The sequence below is a fragment of the Qingrenia yutianensis genome, from assembly GCF_014385105.1.
GTDB classification, from domain to species: Bacteria; Bacillota; Clostridia; order UMGS1810; family UMGS1810; genus Qingrenia; species Qingrenia yutianensis.
The window spans coordinates 35,646-57,961 of record NZ_JACRTE010000006.1; the positions used below are offsets into that span (position 1 = coordinate 35,646).

Consider the following 22,316-nt stretch of genomic DNA (forward strand, 5'->3'; position numbering starts at 1 on the left):
TCCTTATTTTTTTATTGTTTTATTCGTCTGTTTTTTCGCTGTTTTCCGAAATACTGTCAAGTGCCAAATCTGTCGGAACCTCATGTATTGTATAGTCGTAATCCGCTTTTGCGTTTATCACGTCAAGTCCGCTCTGTCCGTAACGCTCATTTGTCTGTGCAACGAACAAACTGTCAATATTTGAACGTGTTCCTTCAAGTTCCCAATATCCCTGTTCGAACTGCGGATAATCGCCTGCCGATACCGCACCGATATGTCCGACTGCCCAGTTCTGCGCCGTAGGCGGTTTCTGAACCGCAAGACGGTCTGTGGTATTCCATGCCGTAAACCACGCACCTGCCCAGCCGTGTCCGCTTCCCATACTCAATCTGTTCTGAATATGCAGCGCTCCGTCGGTATTGTCATATAATCCGCCTGCCGACCAAAGCATATGCGGTCCCATCTGACTGAAGTAGTCAACCGATTTACAGTCATACGCAACATTAGGTCCTGCAACATCATTTTTGTATTCCACAAGATGTCTTAAGTTTGTACCGTGAAATCTTTGAACGAGCACCTGCTGACCGCCCATATATACGCCGTACCTTCCGACATAAACCTTTGTTTCCAAAAATGTTCTTCCCGTTGACTCATATCCGTTTCCCATATAATACGAAGGCGGTGCAACCAAACAGTAAAAATCCTGAACAGTAACTCTTTTTGCCGTAGAGTAAATATTCACGTTATACAAATTAAGATGCTCGGTCGTTATGTCGCGCAGCCAAACGTCTTTGCAATTTTTTAGTGTTGCCAGTTCGCCTGCATGGCGCGTATCGTCAACATTGTCGCTGTTCGGAGTCCAGACCGCTATAACGCGCATATTTTCAACACCCACATTTTGTATTCTGCCGGTATCGGTGTATTTGTAAATATTGGCTCCTCCCCATTTTTCGGCAATCGCGTTCATTACGGGCATATCGATATAAATAACGTTGCCCTCTTTTTTTACTATTGTGCGCTCAAATGTCCAGGTATGTTCTTTCCACTGCACCGTCGCACTGTTTTCGTTATTTTTTTGGTTTGCGTCCTGCGTGGTTCGCGCAGGAATGTTATCCATTCCTATTTCGTGCACCCAGGCAAGATTTCCGTATTGTTCGATAATGATTTCGTCGCCTTCATTGTATTCCGACGCATTTTCAACCCTGAACGAATATGCACCGGTCGGAACATAGTTGTCGATTATTTTCTGCTTTGAGGCTTCGATTTTAACAGCACCGCCGGTTCCGATAATATCAAGCATTCTTGTTTCGGGCACTTTTGTTGTGAGAAGAATTATTGTACCTTCCGTATCTTTGTGCTTTTGCGCAAATTCATCAGCGTCACCGGTCGGAACTGCATTTGCAATTTTTGCATTATCATTGCCCGAACCGCGCAAAACAACTCCGTCCGATGAAATTGTAAACATTCCCGACACTTTAAAAACACCCTTTGTGAGCTGAACCGCTCCGCGCGTGCCGTCGTTTCTGACCGGAAGGTGCGAAACATAATCTATTGCGGACTGTATGTTTGCCGTGTCGTCGCCGCCTGACGGTGAAACCTCAATTACCGCCGGAACATCGGGAATTTTAACAGCGCCGTTTTTGTATCCGGCACCCGAATAATCCGGGATACGGTTGCCGAGATAATCAGGTGCATACACAAGTTTTCCGTCACTGCCCTTGTGAACTATTACCGCATCGTCATTTTTAAGTGAACTTTTGTCGATTATGCAGAAATACAAAGCATCATAGTACGTCTTGTCACCCGACAAAATTTGAAATTCAATTTTATATTCGCCCAAATCGGCAGTTAATATCTTATCGGAAATTTCAAAAGTCTTTTCTTCGGAATTGTTGATATGAAAAGTATTGTTCTCACTGATTACAGTGCTGTCACGAAGAATTTTGTATCTTACATCGGCATCAATACTGCTCTCCATCTTAAAACTCGGAATTTCATCACCGACATCTAAAACCGCAGGTGTTCCCACCTCGCTTTCAAAATATTCACTCTCAAGTGTCAGATTGAAATTTTCCCTTGGTGTAAGCACCGATTCGGTATAAATATCATCGGTATATTTCATCTTATCAAGCAAATCAAGACTCTCCGAAGTATTTGCAAAAATGCAAATTTTTTTGTCGGAATTATATAGACATTTTATTTTCAGAAGTTCCGATATTACATCATACGGTATAAAAACAGAACCGCCGTTATACTCTATACCGTACTGTGCACGCCACGGCCTGCCGTTTAATTTCCACATAGATGAACTTTTGTAAACTTCAATAACATCGCCGTCTTTTATTATGGTTACTCCCTCTGTCTGTGCGTTATATTCAACCTGTGCTCCGAATTTTTCCGAAACATAACGCAAAGGCACATATAATTTGTTATTTTTCGAAAACGGCGTACTTCCCGACAGAATTCTCTCTCCGCCGTTCTCGGTATATACATTCGGATCGTTTGCCGCAAAAGCCGCCGTACCGATTAACGCTTTTTTCTTTTCTTCCTTCTCCTGTTCAGCTTTTTCCGCTTCCTCAATCTCGTAGTTTTCGCCGAAAACTGCCTTTTTCACATCGGAAATATCATATTCAGAACCGTAATTGTCAAGTTTAAGGTCGGCAAAATATGTAATCTGTTCGCTGAAACCTATGTTAATATTTATTTTTACCGCAGGAATATCCGCTTTTGCAACAGTGACATAGCTGTACTTTTTCCAGATTTCATCAATTTTTGTAGGCTCCGTTTCGAAGATGACATTTGCGCTGTTGTCTTTTGTTTCAACAAACGGTCTTGCATATCCCTCGCCGTTCGCTACTTTCATATATACGCTCAAGACAACAATGTCTCCTGCTGAAATTGTTCCGTTTGTAAATGTCGGCTCAAGGCGCATTGCAACGGAATTTTGAGCCATAGTTCCATACTTTCCGTTCTTTATAACCGCCGCCCGTTTAAAGCTTTGTCCGCTGACAGGTACAACAGTGGGAATTCTTGTAGTTCTTAACGCACCAACCGCGGTAATTTTGTCAGTAACATCGCCGGCAACAATCGGACTGAATTTCAGTCCGCCGATTTCGTTACCCGCACTGTCACCGCCGGCAGCTAACGCTGTGTTAACGGTAAAAAATACCGCAAGCAATACCGAAACAAATTTTTTCATTTGAGTTCTCCTTCCCCGAATTGACAATATGTATAAAAATAGATAAAAAAGTCCTTTTTCATATTGTTCCTTTTATCCAATTTTAACATATCTACGCACAAAAACAAATAGACCATTTTTTAAAACAATCAACGATTTTAAAAAAACAGTGATATTATTGAATTTCTGCCATATTTAAAGCAATAAAAAAGGTCTTTGATATTAACCGCAGCCCAATATCAAAGACCTTTTTGAAGATATAATTTATTACTGCCAGGCATACATATTTGAATGCCGGACAATATATTTTGCGGCGAACAGATAAAATCTTTCACCGCCGATTTTTAATTTTTTCATCATTTCAATAATTTCGTTCACAAAATCAATATCAGACGATATACGCTCCATTCTTCCCGTTTCGACGCCGTCCTCATAGAGCACAATGCCGTAAAAATGAAAATTGCAACAAAGCTCTCTGTCATACTGCGTTTCGGATACAATATCGTAGCGGTATATAATTTCGTGATAATCTTTCCTTCTTCTTCCCATATGCTTACATCTCCGATAGACAAACAACAAAGGAGAAAACACTGCTCTCCTTTGAAAAATTTTTTATTCCTTAAATTCATTCGGCATATCCGCATTGTCTTCCTCGTCCGCATCGAACGCACCGCCGAAGTTGTTTGTGTCAAACGTCCTTGCATCAAGCGTGTTCGGAATACCGTCGGGGTAAACGTACCACGCGCAAGCAATCAAAAGTGCGCCTGCCGTAACAGCGTCCCAAAACAGCGCGGAAAAGAAACGGAAAAATCCGATATTTATAATGATATAAAATACATTGAACATCGCCGACACCGCATAAAGCATTGACGGGACATACCAAAATTTTTTTGCGTATTCTTTAAGTGACGGTAAATACGGCGTAAGAAGCGCCAGTGAAACAAGCGCCGCGGATATGTATGCTAAAAGTGCGAGCAACGAGCGCAAGCCCAATACGACATATAACACAGCATTTACAATCTGAACAAGCGCCAAGACGCCGAAACCGATACACGGCAAAATATCACGTCTTTTTGTGAACATCGAAAATGACACTATGCCGAAACCTGCCGTAAAAATAAGCGAACCGATTATGCTGCTCACAAAAAATCTGACCGGGAATGAGTTGTAAAGAATACCCGAAAAGCTTATACCCGTAAGTGCGTGAAGCGCTAAAACCGCAAACAATATGCCTGCAATCAAATCATACTTTATCGCTTTTCTCTCTGTCATAGTATCAAATCTCCCAATTATGTATTTTTCTGACGTTCTGATTATATCAGTTTTTCATATTTTAGTCAATAGGAGAAATATAAAGTCAATCACATTGTATATTATCGGGAATAATAACCTTATAATTTCTATTTTCTATTTTTATGCTTTTTTTGAACATAAGTCAGTATCATTTCGGCTCCGAGATTAACATATATATAATTAGTAACAAATTGTTACATATAGTATTATAACAATTTGTTACAATGTTGTCAAGGAAGTTTTTTTAAAAGCAGGTGAAGGGTTTGAAAATTGCTGGCTTGCGCGAAATACGCATAAAAAAAGGATATACACAAATAAAAGTTGCTATGGATTTAAACATTACACGAGAGGCGCTTTCCTATTACAAAAACGGGAAACGCAACCCGGATATAAGTCTTTTGCTCGCATTTTCAAATTATTACGGAAAGTCCGTTGACTATCTGATTACCGGCAAAGAATTCGGCGAGAAATAATATGAATTATTACACTATGTGCTTGTACACATTCTTTCGGCAAACAAAAACGGTCTTTGATATAACAATCAAAGACCGTTTTTTGAATTCGCTGCCATAGCCGGCTGAAATGTCTGCGATTTTTCCTGTGTTGTTATCCGTTGCGGAATTTAAACATCATAAGAACCGCGCCGGCTAAAGTTACCGTAATCTGCGACACGGTGAGCGCGCCCCACACTCCGTTTATGCCGGCAAAGCACGGCAAAACAGCAAGAAACAGCGGTGTCGTAACAATCGGGTCAATATACGTCAAAAAATTCGATATACCGAATTTTTCTGTAGCATAGCAGTACGAACACATCATTTTTACAGTTGCTTTAAAAGGATACGATACCGCATAAATCACAAGACCGCTCATCATCATTTTTTCGGCGGTGTACGACACTTTGAAAAGGCTCGGCAGCACATTTATGAGAGGCTTTGTAATAAGTATGAATATCAGCGAAAACACCGCTAAAATTATCACGGCAATTTTCATAACATACTTTTTCCCTTTCTCATTTCCCGAACCCGTATAAAAACTTAAAACAGGCTGTATTCCGTCGCATACTCCTTGATATATGTAATCGTATGTATAAACCGCATAGCTCATCACCGCATATGCACTCACTGCCGCCGTACCGCCGTATTTTAACGCTGAATAATTCGTTGCAAAAAGCACCAGCGACGGCACAAAATTAACACCGAACGGTGCGGACGACGCGCGCAGGATGTCCTTTATATATGCGCGGTTGATTTTGGCTGATTTTTCAATTTTCAGCGTACACAGACAAAGAACAAGCACCGCAAACTGCGATACCGCCGTTGAAACCGCAACGCCCGTAAGCTTATATTTTTCGACCAGCAAAACGTCTAATCCGATATGCACCGCCAAACTTAAAATTGTGTATATCATTGAATGAAACATTTTATTTTCGTTTCGCAAAACCGCGATAAGTCCCGAACCTACAATCTGGAAAACTGCGGTTGCACTGATGACGAGTGCATAATCACACGCATAGTTATACACTTCTCCGCGCGCGCCCATTAAACCTGCAAGCGGTCTGCAAATCGCAGACAAAACCGCGCTTGCGATAAGTCCAAAAACCGTCAGCACAAAAAGCACCGACTTTTTCATATTTTCGGAATCGCTTGTTTTTCCGCAGCCGCGCAGTGCGGACATCAAAACAGAACCGCCCACGCCTATGCCGGTTCCGAGCGACGTTATAAACGCCACTATCGGCCATACAATGTTTATCGCCGCAAGTCCGTCGTCGCCCGACACGTTTCCTATAAAAAATCCGTCTATGTTGGTGTAAGTCCCTACAAGAACCATTGACACAACCGACGGCACTATGTATTTTGACAATTTAAACTTCATATTTTCATCGTTTTAATTCTAATCCAAAATTTCAAAAATATGCGAAACATCATCAAGGACAATATCGGCATTTCCGCTCAGCACACTTTTGTTTCGCGCCGCCTTTGCCACGCCGACGCAGAAAATTCCGCCGTTTTTTGCAAATGACGTGTCGGTAAGAGTGTCGCCTACCATAACAACCTCTTTGCGGCCAAGGTTAAAATCACCGCAAAACTTATCTATGCAAAACGGATTGGGCTTTGTCGGAAAAACACCGTCATCGGTGTATATTTCATCGAAAAATTCGTGTACGCTGAGCTTTTTTAAACATCTTTCGGTGAAATACGGGTCGTCCGTCGTGATAACCGCAAGGCGTATTCCGCGCATTTTCAGATTTTTGAGAATTTCCGCCAACCCGTCACACGCAGGCGCAACCGTTCCGGCATGCGAATTGTGATGATAAGCCTCAACGGTTACAGCTTTTAAATCCGTATTTTCCGAAATTTTAACACCGTTTTCAATAAGCGTTTCATAAATACATCTGCCCATAGACTCGTACGTTCCGCTGCAAAGCTGACCTGTTATGTCAACGTCGCTGTTAATCACGCCGAGCGCGCTCAAAATCTTTGGTTTAAGGCTGATGTCCGCACCGCACTTTTGCAAAATTTCGTCTATGGCTTTGTCGGTAACGCTCACCCAAAACTTGTTAAAATCCAAAAGCGTGCCGTCCTTGTCAAAAATTATTCCGCAAATTTTCATATTTTTCTCCAAAATTTTTAGTGATTTCATTGTACCATACGTGCGCATTTAATGTCAACGAATATACATCCCGTATGTGTAAAAATTTTGTAAAATTGTTGTTTTATTTTGGAAAAATTGCGGTTAAAACGGCATATCAAAACGGTTAATTTTGAAACAAAATCTGCTCTCCCGTTTTCATAGGATAATGTAAAAGCGCGTCGGAATTAAGGTTTTCCCTGTTTATATCCACCGCGGTGATTTGGCGGTTATCATACGTCGTGTAATAATAAATCACCTTATCGGCATTATAACACACCGTATAGACAGTTATTTCATACTCGCCGTTTTTCAGCTCACAACATCCGCGGGGCTGGGCAACTGAATCCATAATATGAAAAACCTGGCTGACGCACGAATTTTCGTCAGGTTCGCAAACGGAATTTTCCTTGACAAACGTTGCTCTTACAAACCTCGACTGTGAAGATAAATCACCCGGAAGTCCGAGTGCGCCAAGTCCCCGGCTGTATTCAGAAAACGGCAAAGCACTTGAAAACGTTGGAATTTCAGGGGTTTTTGCCGAAAGATTTCGGTAATTGTTAAGGTTGAACATCTGCATATCAAAAGGCGGATTGTTGGTCAAAACGCCTGCCGGATTATCATAAATTTTAATTCCGTCTTTCACGCTTTCAAGCGTTATACTGCCTGTTTTGTCCGATATAATCCAGTGAAGTTCGGCAACAGGAAATTTGTCACTGAACGGAGTGTTTGTGATATTTATTTTTTCAAGCAGTTTACGCGCCTCGCAAAGATTTTGACATTTGCACAAAATCCAAGGTATAAGTTCAAATTGCGCAACATTGTCCATACCGTTGATTTTCTCTCTGTAATGCGCGTTGCCGACAAAATTAAGCCCTGCGGCCGCAAGACCTTTTTCGTTTACCGCGTCGTAATAAAGCGGATAACCGTCCGCTATGTGCGCAGTCCCGATAATGGCATAATGATTGGAAATATCCCCCGTTTCTCTAAACCGAAACGGATAATTCCGCGGTGTTACTGCAATCTCCTCGCCGTATGAAAATTCATAGTCGAGTGTCCGCCCAAAATAAAAATCATCTTTTTTGTATGTCACCGCCGTGCACATATCATCACCCTTTTTCATTTTTATAATATTTTTCGCAGGTCGGTGAAAATAAATTCAATTTGTACAAAAAATGTCCGCAAAGGTTGATTTTTTGAAATATACCAAAATAATTTAACCTTTGCAGACATTTTTAGTTTAACCAATCCCACAAACTCTTTTTACCGCGACTCCTGCATAATTCTCTCAAATCATCGTCAAAAAATCCAAGTTCGGGAAAATCGTAACCGCTCTTTCGGCAATCGTTCACAAAAACAACAAAATCAGGCATCTCGCCGTTTTTAAGGTTTTCTTCAAGCGGCAGTTCAAGCATTTCTTTTAAATCAGTAAAAATTTGCACAAACGAAAATTTACCGCCAACAAGAAAGTACGTATCAAATCTGATGCAGTCTAAAAAAACGTCTTTTCTTTTATAATATTTTTCCGTTTTTTTGTACCGTGCAAAGCTCTCCGTACAAGCTATATATTCAGATTTAACATCTGCGTTAAAATGGCATTTTGAGACTTTTACATAATTTAACGTATGCCTGATTTCTTTCCACTCACCAATCGGCATTTGCATAGTGTGATTGACAAAAACAACATCATACATTGCCTTGTCACACTCAAACCGTTTAAGTTTCTCCGCGCCGCCGAAATAACCTTTCGGAATGACATTTTTCTGCAAAGGAAAATATACTATTATATTTTGCCGTTTTATCATCATCAGTGCCGAGAGCATAATCGCTTCAAGTCCCTTACGGTCTGCGTCAAACATATAGTGATTGTTTACAAATTTATCAATGTTATCCGGAATAACGATTGTGTAATTCTTGTTTTTCCTATTTACAATTCTTTCGGTATATGTTAGTTTCATCATCATTTTCATTCAAAGTTTTTATCGTCCTCAAGTATCACCTTTCTATACGGTAATTCTAATTCAATAGAATCAGGAAGCATAAAGAAAAAACCGTTATACTTATACATTCTGTACTTTCTTGTATCGTTGAAATCATGTAAAAAATTTAAGAAATCACTTTCACTGCTTTCGTATAATTTTAATAAAAATTTTGCAAAAGGATTTTTACTGCTTTTTAATTTTTTTACATTATCAACTGCATCTTTTATAGCCTGTTTCAGCCTTTCATCGCGCTCATTTTCCGTATTGCGCAGTTCACTTATAATTTCCTCCACATTACATGACAATTCCTCATACATTGAATCTGAATTTTCTACCATCTCCCTGTACTCTTTTTTCTCACCGCAAACAGCATGCGTAAACCCATTACACACCTTCCCGAACTTTAACTTTCCGCTCTCCCATTTAAGATTTTTTTCTAACTGGGCGCACTTACTTGTAAGACGTATCACTTCACTTTCAGTATACATTATTAACGTTGATTTTGATTCAATGTTCTTTATAGTTGCCGGTATCGCATAGTCAAGCAAGCTTGTCAATAAACCGTCATCAATATATGCTTCCATATTGCTATTTATATAAGTATGTGTTTCTGCAAGTCTCTCGATCATGCCATCCTTACCAAGCATTATTGCATAATGAAGCGGAGTAAATCCCATTGCGTCTATACAACTGCGCAATTGCCATGGTATTTCTTCGTCATTTATCATTAGTTTAACGACACTTTTCATCTGTTTATTTCCGTAAACACAGATAAAATTTTCCATATTGTAAACTGAATTTTCATCATATATACATCCCAGTGAATTAACTTTTTGACGCGCATCCGCAAACCTGTTTGCCCTTGCATAGGCAAATATCAAAAGCTCATCTTTTTCGCCGTCATTGAAATCATCTGTTTTTTCCAAATTACCAATAAGCAAATTTGTATATTTCGGTTCAAACGCAAGATTTACATCAGACAAGTCTGCACGAAGATTATCAATAAAAGAGCTCGGTATATTTAATAAATCTTCTGCTTCGCCGTCTTTAAAGTTTTCTTTATTACTTTCAACAAACGAATTATAATCTTCCATATTGAATTGACGGAATATTCCTTCTGCAAGCAAATAAAGTGCATGCTTTCGAAAACGTTTAGCAGATACCAGACCCTGCAGAAGTTCGCGGTTTATATCTGAAATCACATCACATCGCATTTGATTTCTTACATCCAGAAAAAACTTTTCTGCCATATCGCCGAATTGTTCATTTAAATCTGGATATTCAGTTAAAATTTCTTCTTGAATCGCTCTCAGCAAGGTTGTTATCTCATATCCGGCAACGCTTTTCAAGATTAACGAACCATAGCCGATTTGATATAAATTTTTATTATTGAATATATAGACATCAGACCTTCCGTTTTCCTGAACTATCAGATATTTGCATAAACTTGTATATTCCACCCTCTGCGGCGGCACATCGCCTATTACCGGCTTATAACTAGCAGAGCGGGGCATACTGTAAAACGCCTTATCAGTAAAAATTACACACTCTGTTGTAATCCCCAGTATGCGCTTTTTACAATACGCAATAATCGTTTCATCTACAGGAATATGATAAGTGTTACAACATTCCCCCAAATTGCATATATCATATTTTACTTTTTTGAAATCGCTTGAATATCTTTTTATTATTTCTGAAAAATTTATTTCTGCGCACATTCCAATCACCGTTTCGTTAAATTTTATAAGGTTCCTAAATAAACTATAGGGACAATTATCATAAAAATTGTCCCTATAAGCCTTACAGGGATTTTAATTCTTAGCAGTCCCTCTCTGTCGAAATTGCAAATTAACCAATTGTTCGATTTTGAGTCCAAACGTGTCTTCCGCTCTTGTTTTTAGGACAACTGCCCGGAAGAGGTCTTCCTCCGTTGACTGGTTTTACCACCTTTTTACCACACCATGTGCACATATACTCAACCTGTTTTGACATACTATTCACCTCCTCTCTAGCCGTGATTTGAATTGCAAAAGCAAAGAATCACCGCAATTATAATTAAAAGAATTGCTAAAAAGGCTTTTTTATGTCTGCCTATAAATTCAAACATCATCTGCAATCTTGCAAGGTGCATCATTAACCCGATCCACATAATTATCTCATCTACAAAAGGAATTGGGTCGGGCAAAAACGTGTTTGCAATTAACAAGATGACTTTTCCTATTAAAGGACAAACCATATATACACAAACAATAACAACTGCAAAAATAATTCCCATTATTATCCCCCATTATGTAACAAATTGTTACATAATTCATTATAACAATTTGTTACAATATTGTCAAGAGGTTTTTGGAGGTGAACGGTTTGAAAATGGTCGGTTTGCGCGAAATACGCATAAAAAAAGGATATACGCAAATGAAAGTTGCTATGGACTTGCACATTACACGAGAGGCTCTTTCCTACTACGAAAACGGCAAACGCAACCCTGACATAAGTCTTTTGGTTACATTTTCAAACTATTACGGAAAATCTATTGACTATTTAATCACCGGAAAAGAATTTGGAGAAAAATAGCATACACCACTTTTCCCTTTTACTCCACACAATAGATGTAGTCCTCAATCTCTTCGGGCGAGAATCCGTTGCTCATAAGGTCATCGACCATATCGGGCGGGTAACCCTGATACGCGGCCGCGGTTTTTAAATTTTCCACATAATCATTATCGCTTATTTCGTAATCCCACCACTGATAACAACTGTAATCACTGTACTTAAACTTGTCTTTAAAAATTTTTCCGTTCGGTTTAATACGTACAATATCGCCCGATTCGATCATAATTTCTTCAAATCTTCCCTTCTTTATCTCATCAAACAGTTTTGTATCAACCAGCGATTTATACAAAATTTCATCTGTCGATGCATAGACGTACAGTTTATATTCCGGCAGATGAACAACAGAAAGCGGACTGTCGCCGCGCACCAGCCAAAGTGTATTTGAGCTGTCAAGAATCGAAAACGCAAAACTCCCTTTTAAACTCTCCGACATAAATTTTACACTGTCAATATTAAGATTCCTTTTCTTCTCCAATAACTGAACCGCAATATAACTGTCGGTTTCAATCCTTGTTTTCGGTAAATTGTACTGTGATTTAAGCTCGTCATCATTTACAATCACACCATTGTGTGAAAGTGCAAATTTAATATTTCGGCACGAACCCGAAAACGGATGATTGTTATAGTTTTTCTTTTTATCGCCTTGTGTTGCATGACGCGTATGTCCTGTTACGCACACTGCATTGTCAGGATGTTTGAAGTCGATATAACTTGCAGATTTTGCCTCTTTATGTATGACAAGTTTTCCGTTGTCGTTATATGCTATCCCGGCAGCGTCCGTACCTCTCACCGCTGCGTTTTCCGCAAGCAAATTTGTAAGCACCGAAATTTTCTCAATTTTCGAACCGTATCTGTAATAGCCGAATAAACAGCACATATTATATCTCCTCGCTTTCACTCGATATTTCGTTGATGTAAAGCCGTTTTGACTTTAAATATTCGATAAGTTCGGGCTTATCAGCGGGTATCAGCGAAACAAATTCCGACCACGACAGTCCTTCCATTCCCTTATCATCAAGCTGAATTGCAAAACGGCAGATTTCATACACAAGCTGGAGCACAGCAATAAATGTTTTATATCGCAAAGTGCCTCTGAAAATACGAAATTCAATCGTATCGTAATTTTCAAGATTGACTGCGACGTACCTTCCCATATGCTTGTTTTTTGCATTTTTGTACGTATCTTTCGCAGTGGCGGAAATTCCGTACCGATTCGCCCAGCGGTTGATGTTTTCCTCAGTGCGGCGGGAAAATTTCAAAAGTTCGTTCCAGTGATTTTCAACAAAATACACAATCCGTGATATGACATCCTCCTGCGTATCAAGGGTTCTTCCAAGCGCGGTGCGGTTGATGTGAACGTGCAGTCCGCAAGTGCTTGTCTGATGCGAACGATAGTTCATTGAAACGGCATTTTCAAACACTTCCTGCCAATTCATATTACTTTTGTGATATTCGAGCGTCATCGGGTGACTTACAATTTCAAATCCGTTTGAAATACTCCCGTCGTGTTTACAATAGATGTGTTCACCGCCGCGGTTTGCAACAGCCAGTAAATCGTCCGCATTACCGATATCCTCACCGCCCTTGTCAATCTCAAGTTCTGCCCCCATAAACAAAGGTCCCGTACCGTAAAATATCGGTTCGGGCTTATAGTTATATGATTTTATAGACGCTTGCTGAAGTTTTTCGTAACAGCTGTGACAATACGGATAATCATTGTCGTCATCAAAATATGCGTCGTCGTTGTGAAGCAAAACTCCGCAGTCTTCACAAGTTGTGTAATAACTGTCGTAGCAGCTGCTGCATAGTTCCGTTTCACCGTCACCGTGTACGTCGCCGCGCCGTATCCGCGTATTGCAGCAGTCACAGAGTGTCGTCAATTCGTCTATGCAGCCGGCACAGTATACCGCACCGCCAAATTCAAACATTTCATCTCTGTCAGTCTCCGCACCGCAGTGCGAACAAAAAAGTTTTTCGCTCATTTTAATCCTCCGAATATATAAAAGGGAGTATCCGAAAAATCAGATACTCCCAAATTTTGAGATGCGGTTTTGTTTTTATGTAAATGATATGCTTGCAACAAACGTTATGACTGCAAGAGTTAAAAATTCGCCAATCGCAGGTATTACTTTCTTAAAAAAGTTTCTCCACATTATCCGCATTGTTATCCCTCCTTTTTGGTGTTATTTTGATAAATATACCCATACGCATCTCATTGTTATGATATATAAGCGAAAGTTTTTAATTTGACAAATTTTTAATTCTTTATCTGTAAAAAATAATCGGCTCTGTCAATTCTTTGCCGCTGCCGTCAAAAAACTCTATCGGCGAAACAAGTTCTGTCAATTCATCAAAGTTGGGAATTTTCGAAATATATTCCTCAAAGGGTGCGCGTTCAAAATGTTCATCTTCGCCGTTATCATCATAATAATCCTCAATGGTATCATTGATGTAAAAATCAACAAAACCGTTGCCGAGTCCATGATCCTGTTCCAAATACGCAATAAATTTTTTGAATTTATTCATATCATCTCTGCTTTGAGAAAACTTATGACCGTCATTTATACTGACACTGTTAATCACAAAATGAATATGGTGATTTGCGGTATTATTGTGTATTGCGAACAACACCTGAAAATCACTGAATTGCTCCGAAACTTCCTCTGCAAATTCATAGAGGTTTTGCACATCACGCTTTCCTTTAAATGAAATGGTAAAATGGATATAAATCCTCCCATCCTCCTTGCCATAATACTGTTTAACGGCTCTCATCCGTTCAAGCGCATTTTTCTCATTTACATAGAGTCCGCCTGTCTGCCCTGCCGTCTTTTCAGGATTTGAAATATAATTTAAAACCCTTTTTAATGTGTATTTTCCTTTGCTTATACTGTTTTTTGAGTTAAAGTATCTAATGATAGCCATATAGCGTTGCAAACCTCCTCAATCCGCATTTTTTCTTCGTACGTAATTTCACTGCACTTTAGCTTTCTGTCGATATCCTTTAAACAGTTTAAAATTTCTATTCCTTCTTTCAAAACAATAATTTTGCCGTCCTCAATCATGTTCTTTAAAGCTTGAGAAAAGTTCATATTTCTCGAATCGGCATATTCTGATACTTTTTCGTATAATTCATCTTCCAGACGAATTGAAACCGACTTTGACATAATTTTTATTTCCTTTCCGGTGAAAATATTCTTTTATTTTCCTTGGATATTAACAGCTGATTTGTTCCGCTGTTCCAAAGATTTTTTTGTTTTATATAAATTTTGTATTACATTTCGGAATCTTGATGTACTCTGCTTTTTACACTTATTCCTATAAAACCTCTTCTCGACTCTCCGTTACCTGAACGGAAACGTTTGTTTTCCACGCCTTTAACAGAGCTTATTTTCTGTGAAAATAAATTTTGACTTATTGACTTAACTCCGTTTGCCGAACAAAATTCAATATAGCGTTCATATAATGCTACAGTATGAATTCTATACTCCGGTTTTATAATACAACACTCATCGATAAAATTATCAATATGTGTCTGCTGAAACGAATAATCGGCAAGCATCATATCGGCATCTTCCATTTTCGGAAACATATAATTATTTTTGATAAGAATATCTACCTTATCAATTGCCTCCGAAAAAATCGAATCAGCTTCACCCTTAAGCCTTTCCATCATATCAGGGATTCTTTCCTCCTGCTTAATGCTGTCGGGAAAAATCAAAAGGGCAATGCGGTCTACAAATGCAGTGGATATATCCTCGTTTTTTATCGGCGGTAAAATATTGCCGGCGTAAATGAGCTTGCATTTATTTTTAAACTGAAACACATCTTTACCCTTGAATTCACCGCTTAATGTGTCACCGCCCACAACCAGCTTAAAAATTTCAATATTTTTCAGCGGTCTTGCTGATAGTTCGCCGCATATGTTAAGGCGTTTTCCGCTCAATACAGCCGTTGAAAACCTATTTCCGAGATTTTCAAGCTGGATACTTGAGATATAATCATCACCTATCATATATTCGATTAGGTGAAGTATAAGCGATTTTCCGCAGTTCGGCGGGCCCAACAGAATAAAGCATTTTTTTGCCATCATTAGAATAGTACAACAATATCCGATCATTTGCAGCAAAAATTCCTTTTTTGTTTCGTCACCGCCAAGTGACGTTTTACAAAAATGTTCAAAATTCGGCATTCTTCTCTTATCAGGACTTATGTAATTCACATTTAAGAAGTAATTAAAACATTCGTCTTCGTATTCGTCATACAACTTGCATTCCGCGACATCATATACTCCGTTTAACAAATTGATACAATATATATCGCGGTTGAAATCATTAAATGTCATTTGAATTTTGAAATTATCTTTTATTTTGTTGATAATTTCATCGGATTTTGAATGACTTATTTTTTCCTGTGTCGCGTCGCTGATAAAGCAACTCACAACATGCCATTCATTTTGCTTTTCTATCGGAATATAATATCTGTAATCCCGATAGTAAAAGTATAATTGCTGATTACAGCAACGAAAAACATTTTTTCGCAAAATAAACGCAACAATTTCTTTAACATCAGCCCTCCCGTCAAATTTTTCGGTTATGGATTCACAAAATTTTAGATTCATCAAAATCCTCCTTATTTGAATTTATTTTGAAATTTTAGATGCACCTTATTCTTTCTGCTATCATTATATCGGGAGGCGTATTGTCAAAAAAAATGAAAAAAGTACTTTTTTTGAAATTTGCGTACTTATAATTGCACTAAAATTAAAAATAAAATAACCCCAAAAGCCTCTAACTTTCGGGGTTTATGCAATTCGTATTATTTTTTGTTTTATTATTTTTAATTTTTTTTGATTCTTTTTCACGTTCAAATTCATCAAGCTTTTCTTTGTATTCTTTTCTCCCGGTTTCCAAAATTTTCGTATCAATAAGAGGAGAATTTGTATATAACATTCTTATATAGTCGTAACAATTATTTTTACCGCTCTTTTTGCACATATTCAAATTGAGTTTTTTAAATGCTTTTGTAACACAGCAATCATTATACATAAAATCTGCAACTTCACCAAAAAATTCCGTAGTCCATTCTGGTTTATCCTTGTGTAATCCCCTAAACATGTTCATCGCATATTTTATTATCATACGTATCATCATAAATCGGGTGTTGATTATATCAGCCTTTTCTTTATCATCAGAATCGTAAATAAATCCAAGGTTGATTATATATCTGTAATCCATTACAATCGGCGAGTATTTTAGGCTTTCGCTCAAGGGAAATCTGTCTATGACCACTTCAAACAAATCCGGAATTTTGGTACTTAATGAAAACTGGTACTTATTCATAACCTTGGCAATTTCCGCAAACATTATAAATCTGTATGTATATTCGAGCTTATAAAGCGCACAGCACGCCGTAACATACTCAGCTGCAGTGGGGTAATCATTTTTCTGAATACGGCTCAGTAATTTGTCAAAATTTTTATATGCATCAACCAATCCGTAATCACCTTTCTTACGTTTTCCGGCAGTTGATACCCTCATTGCTTCTTTATTGCCGTAAAGCATCTTCAGCATCTGTAAACTTCCGCTTCCGACCCATTCTGTAACAATCAGTGTATCAAAATGATACTTTTGTTTTCCTTGTGTTTTGTATTTAAACTTAACATATTCATGTTTTTCGCATTCTGCCTGTTTGTTCTGAAGGATGTGAATAGCGGCAATCTTATCGAGACTATCATCGATTTTCGACTTCAAATTATCATCGAGCGAAAAAAATTCGCCGTCGTACTTTTCACCGGATCTCTTATATGCAGTCTGCTGTTCTGTTGTTTTAAATTTTTGACCGGCATAGTAATACGGTGTTTGACTTAAAGAGTCATCGGTATCAAAGCAAAAAAACAAGTAGTCAAACAAGGCTATTTCTTTCATGTACTCAAGCTCATAAGGAATTACTGCAAGCCCAATAATTTTTGACCATGCATCAGCCATCTCTTCAACACAATATGATATTCCTTTTTTCATTTCTTCCAAATTATCCATTTAAGCATCCTCCCATATTTTTATTATAATTATTATACCATGCACATATAATTTTGTATATATCTTTAAAAGTTTTTGATAATTACACACAAAAACGGTATTACAACTTTGTCAGAATATACTATACCTTATCCGACTGCCGACAATTATATATCTTCACTTTATGATGTTAAAACTATAAATTTTGAAAAAATTTAATAAAAGTTTGAAAACATCCCCAAAACAAAGTCCCCCATTAAAAATGAGGGACTTACATTTTCCATTCGATATTTACTTCGTTTTCGCCTATCAAAATTCTGTTTATAAACTGTGACGCAACAAGCTTTTTTTCGCCAAATCCGAGAGATTTAAAATCTATTTTTTCAAACTTTTGCACCTCATTTTTCGGTTTGTTAAGCATTTCTTCGCGCATTTTGTGCAAACGTTCGATTTCTTTTGTTATATACACCGCGGAGATTTCACTGCCCTCGGCGAGCGCGCAGACAAGACGTTCGATTTTTCTCTCGATTGACAAAAGCTCCTCCGAATTTTCGTTTGTATCGGGCAAATTTACGTTCGGCGGTGTTTCGAGCGCTTTTTCAATTTCGTCCGATATGTAACTTTCCAATTCGCGCAAATCCACCGCAATATCAGCGTCGCACGCGGACAAATTTGACTTTCCCGAGCACACAAGCTTTAATTTTCCGTCATTTTTAAAATTATTCACCTTAATTGCATAACCGCATTTTGCACACTTCATAAGTCCTGTAAGAAACGAATATTTCCCGGCATTCGCACGCGAAATCTGCTTGTTATTATTAAGCTTTTCCTGTACCTTAAGCCAAATTTCCGCCTCGATAATCCCCTCGTGGTTTGCAACCGTAAGCGCCTGTTTTTCAAATTCGTTATATTTATTTTTTCCGCGGTCGCGTCTGCGCATCACACTGCACGCGTGTACTCCGTCAAACGCCTCGGCGCTCTGATTTATTTTCATTCCCTTTGAAACGTAGTACCAATATATATCCGCATTAGCCTTGACGTATATCGGACTGTGCAAAATTCTAGACAGCGACACACCGTCCCAAGCCTCGCGTTTCGGTGCGTGAATACCGTCCGACGTTAAATTAAGCGCAAGATTTCGGAGCGATATGTCGGTGTTTGCGTAGGTTTCAAAAATATATTTCACCGTTTCGGCGTTGCTGTTTTTCACAAGCGACGAAACTTTCCGCGCGCCGTCGTCTATTTTGATTAAGTCAAACCCGTACGGTGCAGGGCCGCCGCCCCACGCTCCGAGATTAAATCGGTGAATGTAGTTATCCTTCACGCGCTCGGCAGTGGTTTCACGCTCAAGCTGGGCGAAAACAAGCACAATGTTGAGCATAGCCCGTCCCATCGGCGAGGACGTGTCAAAATTTTCGGTCGCGGAATAAAATTCAACACCGCATTTGTCCAAAAGCTCCCAAAGACGGCTGAAATCGGCTATCGAACGGCTGAAACGGTCGAGCCTGTATACAAAAATTTTCTTAATTTCGCCCGACTTAACCGCATTCATAAGCTCGGTGAACGCAGGACGCTTGGTGTTTTTTCCCGAATATCCCCTATCCTCAAAAATTTTCGCGTCGTCGCCCGCAAATTTTCTGCATCTTTCAATTTGTCCCTCAATCGACAAACTGTCCTTTTTGTCGATTGACTGACGGGCATATATAGCGTTCACGACGCATTTTCCTTGTTGCGCACGGCACGCAGAAGAAGTATGCACCGGCGGTGCAGTTCGGATTGTTTTTCCCTTTTTTCCGCATCATTTTTGCTGTAAAATGTATTTGTGATTTTCATATATACAACCTCCTCATTTTGATAATATGCAACCGTAATACGTAAATATGACGATTGATTATTTAAAGGTTATATATGTTTTATAAAATTACAAAAGGCAACCCTGTTTAGGTTGCCTTTAAAAATCACCTCTGTATAATTTATCACACTTTGAAAATCTTTTTTGACTTGCCGTTTACAAACTGTATAAGCGGACCCGAAACAACAACCGTAACAACGGTGCATATTCCAAACTTTCCGCCGAGCAGCATTCCCGTTATGACCATTAAAACATCAAGTATCATACGGACAATTTTAACCTGAAGATTGTTTTTCTCCGCTATTGCAAATGTCACTGCCTCGTACGAACCTCTGCCAAAAGATGCCGAGGCGTACAGTCCCGTTCCTATCGAAAACAAAGCAATTCCTATAAGCATAATGAAGAAATTTACCCACATATGACTGCTGTATACGTGACACTTTGCGAACAAATCCACACATACGCTGTATACAATCTGGTATAAAACCGTCCCGATATGAATTTGCTTTCTGTCATATATCAGCGCAAACAAAATCATTACAACCGCAACGATAAATGAAGCCGTTCCGATAGTTATGTGAAATGTTTCGGAAATTCCCTGCCACAAAACCGCCAGCGTCGCACCGCCGAATCCTGCGTACATAGCAAGCGTAATTCCGTAAGCTGCGATGATTGAACCAACTATAATTATTATAATCTTTTTAAGCAAATCGTTTGTTATTGCCGATTTTTCCTTTTTATGTACCATAAAATCCAAATCCTAATCCCTGTTATTGTCTTTAATTGCCGTCAAAAGGCAAAGTCCCACGGCTATTACGGGAAACAATATTCTAAAGTATAAGTCCTCCGCAATATTTCCGTCCAGATAAAAACCCGCAAGCCACGCCAAAAACGAAGAAACAATCATCGTGACATACATAATACTTTCTCCCTTTTAATTATTTTCTTTCGGATAAGCAAATTATATCACAAGCACGTCTTTTTTGCAATAAATTTAAAAAAATAACTATTTATTATACTTTGGTATGATGACAAAACGGTTTTAATGTGATATAATATATAATCAGAAAATTATAATAACATTGTCGCCGAATTTTGCCAAAAGACGGAAAAACGCGCTTACAGACTCATCTTTAAGGTCAGTGTAACCGAGCATATAACCCTTGCTTGAAACGTTTATATTATTGTCCCGGTCGGAAAGCTCTTTTTCCGCGTCCGAAACATAAAAGAATGCGTTTACATCTTTGATTTTTGCTTGCTTTATCCACGTTTTCGCTATCATACTCACCGCAGTTTTGCCTGCCGAGTCAAACACAAGTCTGCAGCTTGGAAACGCCTTTGCCATAGCGTAAACAAGCGATTTTACCTGTTCATAGCGGAAATAGTAAAAAACACCCGACGCAAAAAATACAGCGCCGTCCGACGCGTCTATTTTTTCAAACCATTCTGTGTTGTTCAAATCGCACGGTATATTTTTCTCGCGTTCGCCGGCGGGCAAAAGCTCATTGCGCACGGCAATAACGTCGGGAAAATCGAGATTATAAATTTTACAGATGCCGTTGTCGCAGTGTCTGCCCGTATTGTCAAGACCGCATCCGAGGTTTACCACCGACGCATTCGGATGGGTTTTTAAGTAATCACGCACTTCAAATGCAAGGTCGTTCTGCCTTACTCCGACCTCCAAAAATCCGAATTTCTGCATAAAACTTTCCGACTTTTGAGCAACTTTTGTAAAATCATAATCAATTTTATCAATCAGCCGTGCCGATGTTTCATCGCGGTATAAATCCGGGAAAAGCTCGGAACACATTTTCCGCGCATAAAGCGGAATTATGAGCGTTTCCTGCACAGTGTTCTTTTCTATTTTATATTTCATAACCGACACCTTTCAAAAATCCGTTTTTTGCGCCTTCCTCCGTGTCGTCCGACTCGTCATATGCGTCATACGGCGCCGACGGGTCGTGAACTTTCTTTTTAAACGGTGAGCAAAGCTCGTCCTTGTGCGCAAAGGCAAACTCAAAATTGTCTGTCCAGCCGGTGTGCCCCGTGATGAATAACGGTTTTACACCCATCTTTTTAAGCTTTTCTTTAAGTATGCCGAGCGATTTCACGGCAAGTTTATTGTCCTCCGCAAGGGCGGAAATAAAACTGTAACCGCCGTCCGCGCCGAACCAGATTGTGTCGCCCGTAAATAAGTATTTGTCATCAATAAGATACACCATATGCCCCCACGTATGGCCGGGAACGAGAAAACAGTGAATTTTTATATCGCCTATCCGTAAGGTTTCGCCGTCCTTGAGGAGCTGTTTTTTGTTGTTTACCGTCACCTGCGGAAGCTTATAGAGATGATAAATAACCTTTCGTCTGACCTCACCAGTAAGATAGCGGTTTTCGGTTTCGCCGATGTATAATTTCGCTTTTTTGAAAAGTCCGGGACTGTCGGACTCAACCGCGCCGACGTGATCCGTGTCCTGATGTGTTATGAGTATATGTCGGACAGATTTCGGGTCAATTCCGAGCCAGTGCATTTTTTCGGCAAGACAGTCGTAATTGTAACCTGCGTCAATCATAATTGTGCTTTCGCCCTTGCGGCAGAAAAAGATGTTTGCCGCCCATTCGCGCACGCAAGCCACATTTTCGTCAATCCAGCCGGTATTGAGCGGTTTGAAAATTTCCTTTCCGCGGTACATTCTGCTCATAGACTTCCGCTGAAATTCAGTCGCTCTCTTTGACATTTTTACCCCTCCGTTTCAAATACAATATGTTTTTATGCCATT

Annotated in this window: 23 protein-coding genes; 2 read left to right on the forward strand and 21 right to left on the reverse strand. The window is 39.2% G+C overall.

Going from position 1 to position 22,316, the window contains the following annotated elements; all coding sequences use genetic code 11:
• Positions 1-19: 19 nt before the first annotated feature.
• From H8706_RS06485 to H8706_RS06495, 3 genes are all read right to left on the reverse strand, one after another.
• Positions 20-3,178: a copper amine oxidase N-terminal domain-containing protein gene (locus H8706_RS06485; protein WP_262431975.1), complete on the reverse strand. Its 3,159-nt coding sequence runs from the start codon at positions 3,176-3,178 to the stop codon at positions 20-22.
• A 246-nt stretch (positions 3,179-3,424) separates the two neighbouring features.
• On the reverse strand, positions 3,425-3,706 hold the full coding sequence (locus H8706_RS06490; protein ID WP_262431976.1) for a hypothetical protein: 282 nt from the start codon (positions 3,704-3,706) through the stop codon (positions 3,425-3,427).
• Positions 3,707-3,769: 63 nt separating this feature from the next.
• The gene (locus H8706_RS06495; protein ID WP_262431977.1) at positions 3,770-4,429 is read right to left on the reverse strand and encodes a hypothetical protein; all 660 of its coding nucleotides are present in this window, start codon (positions 4,427-4,429) and stop codon (positions 3,770-3,772) included.
• A gap of 284 nt (positions 4,430-4,713) precedes the next feature.
• Between H8706_RS06495 and H8706_RS06500 the strand changes: the two genes are divergently transcribed.
• The gene (locus tag H8706_RS06500; RefSeq protein ID WP_262431978.1) at positions 4,714-4,923 is read left to right on the forward strand and encodes a helix-turn-helix domain-containing protein; all 210 of its coding nucleotides are present in this window, start codon (positions 4,714-4,716) and stop codon (positions 4,921-4,923) included.
• A gap of 133 nt (positions 4,924-5,056) precedes the next feature.
• Here H8706_RS06500 and H8706_RS06505 read toward each other — a convergent pair whose 3' ends face one another.
• The 6 genes from H8706_RS06505 to H8706_RS06530 all read right to left on the reverse strand — a co-directional run bounded on the left by H8706_RS06505 (position 5,057) and on the right by H8706_RS06530 (position 11,335).
• Entirely contained in the window at positions 5,057-6,322 is a 1,266-nt protein-coding gene (locus H8706_RS06505) for an MATE family efflux transporter (RefSeq protein ID WP_262431979.1), read from the reverse strand.
• 18 nt (positions 6,323-6,340) lie between these two features.
• On the reverse strand, positions 6,341-7,090 hold the full coding sequence (locus H8706_RS06510) for an HAD family hydrolase (protein ID WP_262431980.1): 750 nt from the start codon (positions 7,088-7,090) through the stop codon (positions 6,341-6,343).
• 115 nt (positions 7,091-7,205) lie between these two features.
• The gene (gene bsh, locus H8706_RS06515) at positions 7,206-8,183 is read right to left on the reverse strand and encodes a choloylglycine hydrolase (RefSeq protein ID WP_262432075.1); all 978 of its coding nucleotides are present in this window, start codon (positions 8,181-8,183) and stop codon (positions 7,206-7,208) included.
• A gap of 130 nt (positions 8,184-8,313) precedes the next feature.
• Complete coding sequence (locus H8706_RS06520) at positions 8,314-9,048, reverse strand: hypothetical protein (RefSeq protein WP_262431981.1); 735 nt, start codon at positions 9,046-9,048, stop codon at positions 8,314-8,316.
• Positions 9,045-10,778 (reverse strand): hypothetical protein, encoded by a 1,734-nt coding sequence (locus tag H8706_RS06525; RefSeq protein ID WP_262431982.1) that lies wholly within the window; start codon positions 10,776-10,778, stop codon positions 9,045-9,047. The genes H8706_RS06520 and H8706_RS06525 overlap by 4 nt, the downstream gene beginning before the upstream one ends.
• 290 nt (positions 10,779-11,068) lie before the next feature.
• Positions 11,069-11,335, reverse strand: a complete 267-nt coding sequence (locus H8706_RS06530; RefSeq protein ID WP_262431983.1) for a hypothetical protein — start codon at positions 11,333-11,335, stop codon at positions 11,069-11,071.
• A gap of 80 nt (positions 11,336-11,415) precedes the next feature.
• Here H8706_RS06530 and H8706_RS06535 point away from each other — a divergent pair, with 80 nt between their 5' ends.
• Positions 11,416-11,634, forward strand: a complete 219-nt coding sequence (locus tag H8706_RS06535; RefSeq protein ID WP_262431984.1) for a helix-turn-helix domain-containing protein — start codon at positions 11,416-11,418, stop codon at positions 11,632-11,634.
• A gap of 19 nt (positions 11,635-11,653) precedes the next feature.
• Here H8706_RS06535 and H8706_RS06540 read toward each other — a convergent pair whose 3' ends face one another.
• From H8706_RS06540 to H8706_RS06595, 12 genes are all read right to left on the reverse strand, one after another.
• Entirely contained in the window at positions 11,654-12,550 is an 897-nt protein-coding gene (locus tag H8706_RS06540; protein ID WP_262431985.1) for a class II glutamine amidotransferase, read from the reverse strand.
• Position 12,551: 1 nt separating this feature from the next.
• Complete coding sequence (locus tag H8706_RS06545) at positions 12,552-13,655, reverse strand: amidoligase family protein (protein ID WP_262431986.1); 1,104 nt, start codon at positions 13,653-13,655, stop codon at positions 12,552-12,554.
• A gap of 283 nt (positions 13,656-13,938) precedes the next feature.
• Positions 13,939-14,595: a relaxase/mobilization nuclease domain-containing protein gene (locus H8706_RS06550; RefSeq protein WP_262431987.1), complete on the reverse strand. Its 657-nt coding sequence runs from the start codon at positions 14,593-14,595 to the stop codon at positions 13,939-13,941.
• Positions 14,556-14,837 carry a hypothetical protein gene (locus H8706_RS06555; RefSeq protein WP_262431988.1) on the reverse strand — a complete coding sequence of 94 codons (282 nt, stop codon included), beginning with the start codon at positions 14,835-14,837 and terminating at the stop codon, positions 14,556-14,558. Before H8706_RS06555 ends, H8706_RS06550 begins: the two co-directional genes overlap by 40 nt.
• A 107-nt stretch (positions 14,838-14,944) precedes the next feature.
• Positions 14,945-16,291, reverse strand: a complete 1,347-nt coding sequence (locus H8706_RS06560; protein ID WP_262431989.1) for a DNA primase family protein — start codon at positions 16,289-16,291, stop codon at positions 14,945-14,947.
• Positions 16,292-16,460: 169 nt separating this feature from the next.
• A complete protein-coding gene (locus tag H8706_RS06565; RefSeq protein WP_262431990.1) occupies positions 16,461-17,708 on the reverse strand; it encodes a hypothetical protein in 1,248 nt (415 codons plus the stop codon).
• 250 nt (positions 17,709-17,958) lie between these two features.
• Positions 17,959-19,401 (reverse strand): recombinase family protein, encoded by a 1,443-nt coding sequence (locus H8706_RS06570; protein ID WP_262431991.1) that lies wholly within the window; start codon positions 19,399-19,401, stop codon positions 17,959-17,961.
• Entirely contained in the window at positions 19,398-19,520 is a 123-nt protein-coding gene (locus H8706_RS06575) for a hypothetical protein (protein ID WP_262431992.1), read from the reverse strand. The genes H8706_RS06570 and H8706_RS06575 overlap by 4 nt, the downstream gene beginning before the upstream one ends.
• 143 nt (positions 19,521-19,663) lie before the next feature.
• Positions 19,664-20,287: a YczE/YyaS/YitT family protein gene (locus H8706_RS06580; RefSeq protein ID WP_262431993.1), complete on the reverse strand. Its 624-nt coding sequence runs from the start codon at positions 20,285-20,287 to the stop codon at positions 19,664-19,666.
• Between the two features lie 12 nt (positions 20,288-20,299).
• The gene (locus tag H8706_RS06585) at positions 20,300-20,458 is read right to left on the reverse strand and encodes a hypothetical protein (protein ID WP_262431994.1); all 159 of its coding nucleotides are present in this window, start codon (positions 20,456-20,458) and stop codon (positions 20,300-20,302) included.
• Between the two features lie 144 nt (positions 20,459-20,602).
• Positions 20,603-21,415, reverse strand: coding sequence for a class I SAM-dependent methyltransferase (locus tag H8706_RS06590; protein ID WP_262431995.1), 813 nt, complete (start codon positions 21,413-21,415; stop codon positions 20,603-20,605).
• Positions 21,405-22,274 (reverse strand): MBL fold metallo-hydrolase, encoded by an 870-nt coding sequence (locus H8706_RS06595; protein WP_262431996.1) that lies wholly within the window; start codon positions 22,272-22,274, stop codon positions 21,405-21,407. The genes H8706_RS06590 and H8706_RS06595 overlap by 11 nt, the downstream gene beginning before the upstream one ends.
• Positions 22,275-22,316: the final 42 nt, after the last annotated feature.

Excerpts from the sequence above, each read along its gene's own strand:
- H8706_RS06485 (WP_262431975.1), bottom strand. The coding sequence starts at position 3,178 with ATGAAAAAATTTGTTTCGGTATTGCTTGCGGTATTTTTTACCGTTAAC.
- H8706_RS06490 (WP_262431976.1), bottom strand. The coding sequence starts at position 3,706 with ATGGGAAGAAGAAGGAAAGATTATCACGAAATTATATACCGCTACGAT.
- H8706_RS06495 (WP_262431977.1), bottom strand. The coding sequence starts at position 4,429 with ATGACAGAGAGAAAAGCGATAAAGTATGATTTGATTGCAGGCATATTG.
- H8706_RS06505 (WP_262431979.1), bottom strand. The coding sequence starts at position 6,322 with ATGAAGTTTAAATTGTCAAAATACATAGTGCCGTCGGTTGTGTCAATG.
- H8706_RS06510 (WP_262431980.1), bottom strand. The coding sequence starts at position 7,090 with ATGAAATCACTAAAAATTTTGGAGAAAAATATGAAAATTTGCGGAATA.
- bsh (WP_262432075.1), bottom strand. The coding sequence starts at position 8,183 with ATGTGCACGGCGGTGACATACAAAAAAGATGATTTTTATTTTGGGCGG.
- H8706_RS06520 (WP_262431981.1), bottom strand. The coding sequence starts at position 9,048 with ATGAAAATGATGATGAAACTAACATATACCGAAAGAATTGTAAATAGG.
- H8706_RS06525 (WP_262431982.1), bottom strand. The coding sequence starts at position 10,778 with ATGTGCGCAGAAATAAATTTTTCAGAAATAATAAAAAGATATTCAAGC.
- H8706_RS06530 (WP_262431983.1), bottom strand. The coding sequence starts at position 11,335 with ATGGGAATTATTTTTGCAGTTGTTATTGTTTGTGTATATATGGTTTGT.
- H8706_RS06540 (WP_262431985.1), bottom strand. The coding sequence starts at position 12,550 with ATGTGCTGTTTATTCGGCTATTACAGATACGGTTCGAAAATTGAGAAA.
- H8706_RS06545 (WP_262431986.1), bottom strand. The coding sequence starts at position 13,655 with ATGAGCGAAAAACTTTTTTGTTCGCACTGCGGTGCGGAGACTGACAGA.
- H8706_RS06550 (WP_262431987.1), bottom strand. The coding sequence starts at position 14,595 with ATGGCTATCATTAGATACTTTAACTCAAAAAACAGTATAAGCAAAGGA.
- H8706_RS06555 (WP_262431988.1), bottom strand. The coding sequence starts at position 14,837 with ATGTCAAAGTCGGTTTCAATTCGTCTGGAAGATGAATTATACGAAAAA.
- H8706_RS06560 (WP_262431989.1), bottom strand. The coding sequence starts at position 16,291 with ATGAATCTAAAATTTTGTGAATCCATAACCGAAAAATTTGACGGGAGG.
- H8706_RS06565 (WP_262431990.1), bottom strand. The coding sequence starts at position 17,708 with ATGGATAATTTGGAAGAAATGAAAAAAGGAATATCATATTGTGTTGAA.
- H8706_RS06575 (WP_262431992.1), bottom strand. The coding sequence starts at position 19,520 with ATGAAAATCACAAATACATTTTACAGCAAAAATGATGCGGAAAAAAGG.
- H8706_RS06580 (WP_262431993.1), bottom strand. The coding sequence starts at position 20,287 with ATGGTACATAAAAAGGAAAAATCGGCAATAACAAACGATTTGCTTAAA.
- H8706_RS06585 (WP_262431994.1), bottom strand. The coding sequence starts at position 20,458 with ATGTATGTCACGATGATTGTTTCTTCGTTTTTGGCGTGGCTTGCGGGT.
- H8706_RS06590 (WP_262431995.1), bottom strand. The coding sequence starts at position 21,415 with ATGAAATATAAAATAGAAAAGAACACTGTGCAGGAAACGCTCATAATT.
- H8706_RS06595 (WP_262431996.1), bottom strand. The coding sequence starts at position 22,274 with ATGTCAAAGAGAGCGACTGAATTTCAGCGGAAGTCTATGAGCAGAATG.